The organism is Vibrio sp. 10N.222.55.C7, from assembly GCF_041473335.1.
Classification (GTDB): domain Bacteria; phylum Pseudomonadota; class Gammaproteobacteria; order Enterobacterales; family Vibrionaceae; genus Vibrio; species Vibrio crassostreae_C.
The window spans coordinates 112,687-123,421 of sequence record NZ_JBFRSC010000019.1; the positions used below are offsets into that span (position 1 = coordinate 112,687).

9 protein-coding genes are annotated in these 10,735 nt (G+C 43.4%); 6 read left to right on the forward strand and 3 right to left on the reverse strand.

Annotated elements, in window-relative coordinates; all coding sequences use genetic code 11:
• Positions 1-177: 177 nt before the first annotated feature.
• The 3 genes from AB4482_RS06925 to AB4482_RS06935 form a co-directional block, all read right to left on the reverse strand.
• Positions 178-987: a M15 family metallopeptidase gene (locus AB4482_RS06925; protein WP_029235636.1), complete on the reverse strand. Its 810-nt coding sequence runs from the start codon at positions 985-987 to the stop codon at positions 178-180.
• A gap of 81 nt (positions 988-1,068) precedes the next feature.
• Positions 1,069-1,797, reverse strand: coding sequence for a DUF429 domain-containing protein (locus AB4482_RS06930; RefSeq protein WP_017062812.1), 729 nt, complete (start codon positions 1,795-1,797; stop codon positions 1,069-1,071).
• 45 nt (positions 1,798-1,842) lie between these two features.
• Positions 1,843-2,637 carry a YeeE/YedE thiosulfate transporter family protein gene (locus tag AB4482_RS06935; RefSeq protein WP_372168856.1) on the reverse strand — a complete coding sequence of 265 codons (795 nt, stop codon included), beginning with the start codon at positions 2,635-2,637 and terminating at the stop codon, positions 1,843-1,845.
• A 187-nt stretch (positions 2,638-2,824) separates the two neighbouring features.
• Between AB4482_RS06935 and AB4482_RS06940 the strand changes: the two genes are divergently transcribed.
• From AB4482_RS06940 to dndE, 6 genes are all read left to right on the forward strand, one after another.
• Positions 2,825-3,352 carry a hypothetical protein gene (locus tag AB4482_RS06940; protein WP_372180735.1) on the forward strand — a complete coding sequence of 176 codons (528 nt, stop codon included), beginning with the start codon at positions 2,825-2,827 and terminating at the stop codon, positions 3,350-3,352.
• A 26-nt stretch (positions 3,353-3,378) separates the two neighbouring features.
• Complete coding sequence (locus tag AB4482_RS06945; RefSeq protein WP_372180736.1) at positions 3,379-5,397, forward strand: DNA phosphorothioation-associated putative methyltransferase; 2,019 nt, start codon at positions 3,379-3,381, stop codon at positions 5,395-5,397.
• 205 nt (positions 5,398-5,602) lie between these two features.
• A complete protein-coding gene (gene dndB / locus AB4482_RS06950) occupies positions 5,603-6,682 on the forward strand; it encodes a DNA sulfur modification protein DndB (protein WP_017065615.1) in 1,080 nt (359 codons plus the stop codon).
• Entirely contained in the window at positions 6,679-8,313 is a 1,635-nt protein-coding gene (locus AB4482_RS06955) for a DNA phosphorothioation system sulfurtransferase DndC (RefSeq protein WP_372180738.1), read from the forward strand. Before dndB ends, AB4482_RS06955 begins: the two co-directional genes overlap by 4 nt.
• Positions 8,314-8,321: 8 nt before the next feature.
• Positions 8,322-10,331, forward strand: coding sequence for a DNA sulfur modification protein DndD (gene dndD, locus AB4482_RS06960; protein WP_372180740.1), 2,010 nt, complete (start codon positions 8,322-8,324; stop codon positions 10,329-10,331).
• The gene (gene dndE / locus AB4482_RS06965; protein ID WP_372180742.1) at positions 10,331-10,678 is read left to right on the forward strand and encodes a DNA sulfur modification protein DndE; all 348 of its coding nucleotides are present in this window, start codon (positions 10,331-10,333) and stop codon (positions 10,676-10,678) included. Before dndD ends, dndE begins: the two co-directional genes overlap by 1 nt.
• The last annotated feature ends 57 nt before the right edge of the window (positions 10,679-10,735 follow it).

A 10,735-nucleotide genomic window follows, 5' to 3' on the forward strand; every position in this document is an offset into this window, starting at 1 on the left:
GCATTCGCTTATCGATTATTGACTAATGGATACCCAATAACCTTTTCAATGCTCGGTGTTCTATTGAAGAAATGAATACAAAAAAGGCCAACGACGAGCGCTGACCTTAGCTATTCAAAACACACCTGAAGCGAGTTTAACTTGCTAAAACACAAACGGTTCTAGATAAACATAGCACTAAAAAGTCCCGACTGTTTTCTTTGCACAGATAGCGCGAGCTTTTTCTGCGTCCTCACCTTTATTTTTGAGATAGCACTGTCGATAAGATTTGACGTAGCGCTCAAATAACACCTCGGCTTCAGGTTGTGGTTTAGAGAGCAGTTGGTTAACGAACTTTCTTGATCCAACCTCAAAATGCTGAGTATCGATTGGGCTATTCCAATCCCCTCCCCAGATCATAAATCCGTGATGGGCAAACAGCTCCACCACATCTTCAGCCATGCCGCGGCGTTCAATTTCATCACGAGCACGAAAACGAGTACGGTTCACATAACGAGTCGCAGATTGTGAAGGCTTTACCGTGATTCTTCCGTTGCTATCAAACTCTAAGAAAGGGTTTTGAACTGGGTTGATGTCGATTGCCACACCATAGGCATGTTTCGACCAACCTCCTCCGCCTGTAATAGGACGAGCGTTAAAGGCGCTGCTGTTGTTCGCATCCATTGAGGCGCTATCATCACCTCTGAATTCACGCATTAGGCGAGCGGAATGAAGAGGAAAATTGCGCTGTTTGAGCTCTGAAAAGATTTGTTCAACAGCAGGCGCAATAACATCAAGCACGATCATATTGCCCTGTTGCGTTTCCCCTTTGAAACTAATGAAATCGAAATCCACTTTGGATAGTCGCTCACAACCAACGGGCGCACCACTACTCAAGACATTGTTCTTTTTCATCATGTCGCATTGCCATTGAGATATAGGAGCGACTTGGGCATAACTCACTGCACTGAGCACAGTGGCCAGACAGCCGACAATAAAACGTTTCATATCAAAAACTCAAAATAGTAAGAGTGAAAAGTAGCAGAAGTTGGAAAATAGCATATTAAGCCAAGTTGAGCGCACGCTTTGTTAGCGTGTTTTGTTCCAGTAAACAATCTCTCTAACTCGTCCGTTCTGATCCTTGTCAGCTTCTCCACCAACATCAGAAAGTTCAGGTAAGGTCGATAATTGCGGTGCGTAATAGGCAACTAACATAAGTACGAACGCATCGTAAATATCGTCTATCGCGGCGTCTTTACGTTTGGTATTTGAAATGGCCAACGACAAGCGGTCACACCATTGAGGGGATAGCTGCTGAATAATAGAAAGCCGTTCCTCTTTGCCTTCTTGCGTTCGTTTTGAAAACGTCAGCGGTTCGTCTTTCAATGCTGCAAACACCACTTCAGGATGTGATTCCCTGATAGAAAGATTGGGATGAGTTTCAATGAGCTCATCAAGCTCGCGAATCTTGGGCACAATTCCCCAAGTCTGTTTAGAAAACTTCTTATCAAGCTGCTCCACATTGGCACTGCACGCCGCAATGTAATCGGTTTGGTAAACCGCCTCACGACACGGAACCGGAAACACCGAAGAACCACGTTTGCTGGTTAGAAAACGCCTTGCTGCTTTGTCACACAAGCGATCTGGAGTTTGTGCATCACTAAAACCAATAGGCATATCGATAAGCGCCGTTGAACCGATAAGATCACTCGCTAGCTCATCGAGGGTGTTTACCACTTTAAACGCAGGTATCTCATTGTCAGAGACAATCCAAGCGATCCAACCCGACTTGCAGCCATCAATTCCGATGTATTTCATTATGTTCTCAAATTGCAAACTTACACTAGCTTGTACTGTCGCTAACTATCGGCTTTGAATCAACTTAACTCCGGTATATATGCCAACAATGATACTCAACACAGAACAAACGCCAGCCAGAGAAAGTACAGGCATCGCCACTAACAGTTGAGTATCGTTTCCTCCACCAGCCATCACAGCACCAAGCCCCATAAGCACACCCGCAACCAAATGTTTACCCAATCGACGTATAGGGCTTAACCTCAGTGAAAACGACCCAGTAAATAACGCGGCGCTAACCATTCCAGCTAACAGCGAGATCATCAAGATAAAACGCTCGCTGCTTGGCCAATCTTCAGCTTTACCGTGCCAAAGAGAAGTCCCCATAGATTTCAACAACCCACTTGGCGTCCAGTGTGGCTCATAAAGGAATACAAAGCCTGCCGTTAACCCAATCCCCAGCATTGATAACCATAACTTACGATTTACCGCATTCATGAAATAACAACTCACCACAATTGTGAACGAGATACTTCCAAGGAATACGTATCTAGAAAAGTCGGACAGTACCAACCTAGCTCCTTTCAACTCCGAAGGCAAAACTGGAGCAAACACCAACCAAGCAACAAACCAACCGAATATAGTCGCCAACATAACCACTTCGCCGCGAGCTAACCTACTCACTGTAGAAACCCCACAACCACTGTTGATTGCCGCGCCAATACCAAACAGAAAGCCACCAAGCAGTGAGAACAAACTCGGCCAAAAAGCTATGGACAACTGGCGCCCCTCAACCACTGAACCTAACCCCATAGAGACCCAAGCCAGCGAACCACTAAACACAATCGCGATGATGAACATCGGTGACCCATTTGTCGCCTCTTTCACTCCTCTAACCATACAAAGGCCCGTAGTTTGGGCAAGATACCCCAACAAGAAGATGCAGAGTAAAGCGAGAATGAACAGCATACATAACCCCCGAATTGCATTGATTTTGCTGTCGTCGTTCGTTAAATATAGTAGGAAGCAAGAATCCTAAGGACAGAATATGCACCACAAGCTTATTGATTGGCATAAGTCTCGGCACCCTAATTACTTAGGAGACAACAAGGTTAATAAACTTTCTGCCACTGAGCTTCAGTGTTTAACGGTTCAAGTTTTACAACCTATCGAACGCTCACTGGGAGAAGTAACGGTGACCTATGGTTATACAAGCCATCCTCTTTTGAGGTGGGTATTGAAAAATAGCCCTGGAGATATGGCGCCAGATATTGACCAACATGCCTCTATGGAACTCAACTCCCGGGATAGCCGTATCTGTAAGCGAAATGGAGCTGCGTGTGATATTTATGTTGAAGGGTATGAGCAACGTATGGATGAGGTCGCTCGATTTATCTGTACACATTTAGAATTCGACCGCCTCTATTTTTATGGCAAAGATAAACCGCTGCATATTAGCGTTGGGACAGATAATTCAAAATATGCCCTTATCCGACAACGCCGAAGTGATGGGCTTCGCGTAAACACAAAAAGTGCAAAAGGCAGCGCCACACAGGCATTGTTTGATGATTTATAATCTTCAAAAACACCTAAGGAATAGGAATGAACGAAGAGCTATTTGCTGAACTTACCTCTCAAATAAAAGTTGGAAAACAACTTCCCGATGCCATTTATCTTCATAAAGACGCATTCAGCGCATTGCCTAAAGTGTTAACACAGTTCATTCCTGCCGTAGCAAAAGCCGTTAACTTAGGTGAAGAAGACTGGAACCTCGTTAAGCTGTTTAAAAAAGAGTTCCGTTTATCTCTTCTTCATTACCCTGATTTTTATACTGATTCCTATCCAGCATTAAAACAAAGCCTCAATGTCGACCTCTCTAAGCTAAGCCACAAAATTACAGGTTATCGCGAATCTGAAAACCCGCCGATCTTACATCGAAAAGAAACCATGGTTTTGCCAACAAGTGAATATTACGAACACTTCGTTTCACTCACACAAGAAGGCGAGAATGCAGGCCTGTACGAAAACAGCCGTTTGATTGGTTTTAAACGTTCTTGGGAAAACCTAATAGCACGCCATGGTTACGAGCTTGTCGATGGTCGACTATTCCGATGTTCCTCTGTGACAACGCAAGAAGAGGCTGGAATTGATAGGCACAGAACGGCCATAGTGCGTCATGAACTCTCTGCACCAATGAAGACTCTCGTTAAACATGGTTACTTAAAAGGCGAGCACTCAATTTTCGATTACGGCTGCGGCCGCGGAGACGATTTAAGGGAGCTTGAAGCACATGGCCTCGACGCTCTAGGTTGGGATCCGAACTTTCAACCCGACAACGACAAATCCAATTCTGATATCGTAAACATAGGGTTTGTTCTTAACGTAATAGAAGATCAAGATGAAAGACTCGATGCCCTACTAGGCGCATGGGAGCTAGCAGATAAATTTCTGGTGGTTTCTGTCATGCTGGCCAACGAAAACTACATTGCTCAGTTCAAGCCTTATAAGGATGGGGTGATTACCTCTCGTAACACTTTCCAAAAATACTATGCGCAATCAGAGATCAAAGCGTACATAGAGAGAAGCCTACAAGAAGACGCCATTACCGTCGCGCCTGGTATTTTCTATATTTTCAAAGACAAATTAGAAGAGCAACAGTACCTGCAGAGTAAATACAAACGCCACCATAAATGGCAGCAACTGACTTCGCCAGAACCTATTGAAGCCAAAGACAAAGCAAAACTGCTTATTACCCAACATCAAGACTTGTTTAATGACTTTTGGAACACCTGCTTAGAGTTAGGGCGTATTCCTGCCAACGATGAATTTGAACACTCCGACAAAATCCGAGAGCTCATCGGCTCACACAAAAAAGTGTTCAACTTGCTGCAAGAAATGTTCGATACCCAAGAGTTTGAGCAAGCGGAAAAGAGTAGAAAAGAAGACTTGTTGCTGTACTTTGCGATGGGACTGTTTGAGAAAAGAAAGCCCTACACGCAGCAGCCAGAGCCACTAAAGCGCGATATAAAAGCGCTATTTGATGACTACAAAACGGCCATTAACCTGTCAGCCGAGTTGCTGTTTGCGATTGCAGACACCGACTTAATCCAGCAGCAGTGCGAGAAAGCACATCACCAGTTACCAGCCAGCCTTCTCAATGAAGGACATTCATTGATTCTACACCGAGACTTTATTGATGATTTGCCATTGCTGCTGCGAGTCTACGTCGGCGCGGGGCTACAAATGTATGGTGAGCTAGATGAAGAGATAGATCTTATCAAAATTCATATCACATCCGGTAAGCTAACCCTGACTGCCTATGATGATTTCGATAAATCGGTTCCCTTCTTAGTAGAACGCATAAAGATAAAGATGGCAGAACAAGACATAGATTTCTTTGACTACGTTAATGAAGAGCGCAGGCCGCCACTGCTGAATAAGCACCTTTACATCCCAACCGAACATGAGAACTACAAGAAACAACAGAGCTTCGACAAGCGATTGGCGAAGCTCATGGAATTTGAATCAAGTGAAGAAACGCAAATGATAAGAACAGAATTTGAGGTGCTTTTAGGGAAGGAACACAAAGAAATCAAAGGGTTTACAATAAGTTCAAAATAGCGATTTTTTAGTACGATAAAAACCTATCGTTACCATAGAATTCTGACCTACATACCTGTAAAATATTCAGCCTATTTTGGCATACCTATGTAATAATTCGCATAGATAAGACTAAAGCATAACAAACTAAAAGCTTAGTTTGTCAAAATATGACATACCAACTATGGTTTATGTCATAGGCAAATAACATAACTTAGAGTTCACTATGCAAAATCAAGATTCAGGCTATTGCTATTCATTTCCAGCTGTCAGAGGTATTCAAGCAGGACGTCCATTTTACATTGCGACATGCCCTCTTCGAATCATCCCGAAGATTTTCAGTTATAACGAAGATGATGTTCCACCAGAGCTTAGAGCTCAAAGAACATTAAACAAGACTCGCATACCTGAAATGGTCAGATACCTACTCGACAACCCTAAAGAATACGTATTCTCAGCATTAACAGCATCGGTTGGAGTTGATATATCTTTCCACGATCATGAAGGTGCGCCTAATTTAGGTACACTTCAAATCCCAATGGATGCGCAGATTCTAATTAACGATGGGCAACACCGCCGTAAAGCGATAGAAGAAGCACTAAGAGAGAATCCAGACCTTGGGCAAGACAACATTCCAGTATTGTTTTTCATCGATGAAGGTTTAGGTAGAAGCCAACAAATGTTTGCTGACTTAAACAAATACGCAGTAAAACCCAGTCCATCTCTTGGCACTCTCTACGATCATCGAGACGAAAGCTCTGAATTAGCGCGTGAATTAGCAGCTAAAGTGAAGCCATTTATCGGAATGACTGAAATGGAAAAATCCAACATCAGTCCAAAGTCGAACAAACTCTTTACTTTAAGCAGTATTAAACAATCAACACGAGCACTTTTAAGTAAAGGCCCTAAAGATGGTTTCACTGAAGAAGAGAAGCTGTTAGCGTCTGAGTTTTGGGAAGAGGTCACCCGCCATATTAAAGATTGGCAAATGGTGATCGACAAACAAGTATCCCCTGCACAGCTTCGCCAAGAATACATCCACGCACATGGTGTCGGGCTGCATGCGATTGGCGTCTTGGGTAAACACCTGTTGTGCCAAGAACCAAAACAATGGAAAGAAAAGCTCCAGTTACTAGGGAAAGTTAATTGGTTGAAAACCAATCCTGAATGGATAAAGCGTAGCATGAACCACGGCAAGTTGAGTAAATCAAACATCAACATTCAGCTCACGGCAAACGCACTTAAAATTGAACTTGGGTTACCACTAACCCCAGAAGAAAAAGCTCTAGAGAAGCAGTTATCATGATACACGAGCTAAAATTGGCAGAAGATCTCGCCGAAGAATACCAAGAATTCATCAACGCTGAAGAGTTCGCAAATAATAAACTCAGCTACTATGTTGCTGACGTTCAACGCGTCTATTGTGCAGACAACCGCCCATGGGTAATTGGCTACAGTGGTGGTAAAGACTCCTCCGCTATCATGTCTTTAATCTATATGGCACTACTTGGCCTAGAAAAAGAACAACGCCACAAACCCGTATTTGTCGTTTCATCAGACACACTGGTTGAGACACCTGTTGTTGTTAACCACATTAAAGACTCCTTAGCTGCGATACAAAAAGGAGCCAAGCGCGACGACTTGCCAATCAGCTGTCACAAAGTGGTACCTGAGTCAGACCAAACGTTTTGGTCAAGTCTTCTTGGTAAAGGCTACCCAGCACCGACACGTTCATTTCGCTGGTGTACAGAGCGAATGAAGATCGACCCGGTTAGTGACTTCATTAAAAGCAAAGTATCTCAATTTGATGAGGTGATTGTTGTATTGGGCTCACGTAGCCAAGAAAGTGCCTCGCGTGCTCAGGTTATCGCTAAACACAAAATTGATGGCTCTCGCCTAGCTCGCCATACAACGCTAGCCAATGCATTCATTTACACCCCTATTGATACATGGGCTGTTGATGATGTTTGGAAGATCTTGCGTTTATGTCACCTAGAGACAAAAGAAACGCCACTAGGTACTAGAAACATCTGGAAAGATGACTATGACCTAGAATGGGAAAACCCATGGGGCGGTAAAAACCTAGTGCTTTGGAATCTATATAAAGACTCTTCAGGCCAAGGTGAATGCCCAATGGTGATTGACGAAACTACCCCCTCTTGTGGTAACTCTCGTTTCGGTTGCTGGACATGTACCGTAGTAACTAAAGACCGTGCGATGGAAAGCCTTATCCAAAATGGCGAAGAGTGGATGGCGCCTCTTCTTGAGTTCCGTAATAAGTTAGCAATGACGACAGACCCAGCTAACAAAGCAGAATTCAGAAACCATAAACGTCGTACCGGTCGCGTAAGCTACCAATACGCGAAAGAAGGCGAAGATATTGCTAGCGAGCGTAAACACGTCCCAGGTCCTTACTGGCTTAAATACCGCCGTCAATGGCTCCGTGAATTGCTAGAGCTAGATAAGAAATATAAAGCCGAAGGCCGAGAGATTGAGTTAATCACAGTGCCAGAGCTGCATGCTATTCGCCAAGAGTGGATCCACGATCCAAACGAACCGGATTGGGATGACTCTCTACCAACTATTTTTAAAGACGTTTATGACTACGACCTTGATTGGGTATATGACGATAACGCAAGTTTTGGTAAAGATGACGCACAGCTGATCCATGAGCTTTGCAATAATTTCGATGTCGAACCTGAAATGATCATGAAGCTCATCGAGCTAGAGGTCTCTATGGAAGGTCTGAGCCGTCGTAGTGGTATCTCGAACAAGATCGCATCGCTATTGAAACGAGACTGGGGAAGCTTGGAAGAGATCAAACAAAAGCATGCTTCACTGCAAAGCAAAGCCGAGTTTGATATTCACCAACAAGAAATTGAGCGCTATAACGAACAGCTTGCTGACCTAGATAAACAGCTTCAAAAAGAGTTTTAAATACTGAAATGTTGATTACAAAACTAACTTTAAACAACTTTCGCGTGTTTCGCGGTGTGCATGAAATTGACTTGCGCCCTGCCCCAGCTCGTTTAAGTAAAAGTGGTCCTATCGAAGGGACCGAACGACCTATTATTTTGTTTGGCGGCTTAAATGGTGCCGGTAAAACGTCAATACTGACAGCCGTTCGCTTAGCGCTTTTCGGACGTCAATCATTTAGCCAATTACTTTCAAATGGTGACTACGTTGACGCTTTATCGGAACTGATTCACAAAGGTGTCGGCCATGGTGGTGTTCAAGATAATGCATCGATCGAGCTTGAGTTTAAATACAGCCAGAACGGCGAAGAAAACACCTATAAAGTGATTCGCGGCTGGAAACGAGGCAAGAAAGACAACCTTTGCCTTGAGAAAGATGGTATCCAAATTCCAGAGCTCAATTACGAACAGTGCCAAGGTTTTCTTAATGAGCTGATTCCAACAGGCATCGCTGACTTATTCTTCTTTGACGGTGAGAAAATCGCAGAGCTAGCTGAAGACGAATCTGGAACAGTTTTAAAAACCGCAGTTCGCCGACTACTAGGGTTAGATGTCATAGCTAAGCTTAAGAGCGATCTGAACATCTTCTTAAAAAAACAGGGAGTAGGCGCTTTAAGTCAGTCCCTAAAAGAAGAGATGAATTCACTAGACGAGCAACGCATTATTCATGAGCGTAAAGCTGAAAAGCTACGTGGTGAAGCCGACATAGTTGATGCTCAAATCGAACTAGTGTCACGCGACATCCTTAGTCTGGAAAATAAGCTTTCTCAAAATGGTGGCGCATGGGCAAAAACCAGAGAAGATGAGCAACAAAAAGTTGAAAGCTTGTTGAAAGAAAAAGTGGAACTTGAGAAACAGATACGTATGGAGATGGAAACCAACCTTCCATTTTCACTTGCTCCAAAGGCAATGCAAAGACTGCAAACTCAAATCAAGCAAGAGCAGCAGGTTAAGAAGAAACAAAACTTTGGTAATGAGCTAGATTCCTTCCTAGAGACTCTATGCTCAAAATACCCAAGCTTTGATACTGAGATGGCGCAAAATGCAATCGCAGACAGCTTTAAAGCTCATGTAGGTGAATTTGATTCTACAGATCTACTTTTAGATATTTCAGACCGTCAGTCGAACACCATCGATTACCAGTTATCAAACCTTTCGCAAGATTCTTTTTCTCGCTTTGATAAGGCACGAAGACGTCTTCAAAAAGTTGAAGACGAGATCGACAATGCTTCGAACAATATCGCGCGAGCTCCCGAACAAGAGCAGGTACAAGAGTTGTTTACGGATGTTCGAGCATTAGATAAGAAGAAAGAAAAGCTAATTATCGAGTACCATGATTTACTTGAAAAAGCTAAGCGTGAGCTTCGACTAGCACTGGAAACAGCTCGTCAAATCCAAAAACTACACGACAAGCACAAAGATCAATCCAACAAAGATCAAAGCGTTAGCAACGCCCAAAACTCTATTTTGTTGTTAGAGAAGTTTGGTGAACAGTTAACTAAAGCGCGTGTAAACCAATTAGAAAATGAGTTCGTTCAGTCATACAAAAAGCTCGCCCGTAAGGAAGACTTACAACTAACAGCTTCTATCAACCCAGCTACGTTCGATGTTGAGTTAGTAGATGAGCACGGTATTAAGATCAACCGCAAAGCGATGTCTGCTGGTGAGAAGCAGATCTACGCAATCTCGATTCTAGAGGCACTTGGTCGTACATCTGGCCGTAAGTTGCCAATCATCATTGACACACCACTAGGTCGATTAGATTCACACCACCGTGATAAGTTGGTTGAGAATTACTTCCCAACAGCAAGTCACCAAGTTGTGATTTTATCGACAGACACAGAAATCGATAGAAACTACACAAGTCTCATCCAAGACGATCTTGCTCGCACTTACGAAATCTGTTTCGACGGCACAACCAAGGCTTCAACATTGAAAGAAGGTTACTTCTGGAAAGAATCGATTAAGGAGGCTGTGTAATGCTACCTAACCGTATGAACTTAACTCGCTCTACTGAAGAACAGCTTAAAAAGTTGAAGGGCTATACTGGAATTACTCCAAATGTTTCGGCACGTATTGCTTTCTTCCGCTCTATTGAAAGTGACTTTCGATACCAAGGCCAAGAAGCTAAGCTAGACGGCTCACTCGTCTTAGACAAGTACACGTGGCTTGGTGAAACTGGTGATGTGACGGAGTTGATGTTGAAAATGTACTACCCAGCACTTGATAGTAAAGAGTATCAACAAGCTTGGGCAGCACATGTTGAAGATGGGATTGCTTCACTAAGGAATCACCGTTCCTTATCTGACTTATCACTTGCCATTTAATAAAATAAAGACTCCCTACGAGTTAGGGAGCCCCTTTCATGCTATCGGAAATTAGAG

What these genes read in the sequence shown, in the direction of transcription:
- AB4482_RS06925 (WP_029235636.1), bottom strand. Translation starts at nt 987, where the DNA reads ATGAAACGTTTTATTGTCGGCTGTCTGGCCACTGTGCTCAGTGCAGTG.
- AB4482_RS06930 (WP_017062812.1), bottom strand. Translation starts at nt 1,797, where the DNA reads ATGAAATACATCGGAATTGATGGCTGCAAGTCGGGTTGGATCGCTTGG.
- AB4482_RS06935 (WP_372168856.1), bottom strand. Translation starts at nt 2,637, where the DNA reads ATGTTCATCATCGCGATTGTGTTTAGTGGTTCGCTGGCTTGGGTCTCT.
- AB4482_RS06940 (WP_372180735.1), top strand. Translation starts at nt 2,825, where the DNA reads ATGCACCACAAGCTTATTGATTGGCATAAGTCTCGGCACCCTAATTAC.
- AB4482_RS06945 (WP_372180736.1), top strand. Translation starts at nt 3,379, where the DNA reads ATGAACGAAGAGCTATTTGCTGAACTTACCTCTCAAATAAAAGTTGGA.
- dndB (WP_017065615.1), top strand. Translation starts at nt 5,603, where the DNA reads ATGCAAAATCAAGATTCAGGCTATTGCTATTCATTTCCAGCTGTCAGA.
- AB4482_RS06955 (WP_372180738.1), top strand. Translation starts at nt 6,679, where the DNA reads ATGATACACGAGCTAAAATTGGCAGAAGATCTCGCCGAAGAATACCAA.
- dndD (WP_372180740.1), top strand. Translation starts at nt 8,322, where the DNA reads ATGTTGATTACAAAACTAACTTTAAACAACTTTCGCGTGTTTCGCGGT.
- dndE (WP_372180742.1), top strand. Translation starts at nt 10,331, where the DNA reads ATGCTACCTAACCGTATGAACTTAACTCGCTCTACTGAAGAACAGCTT.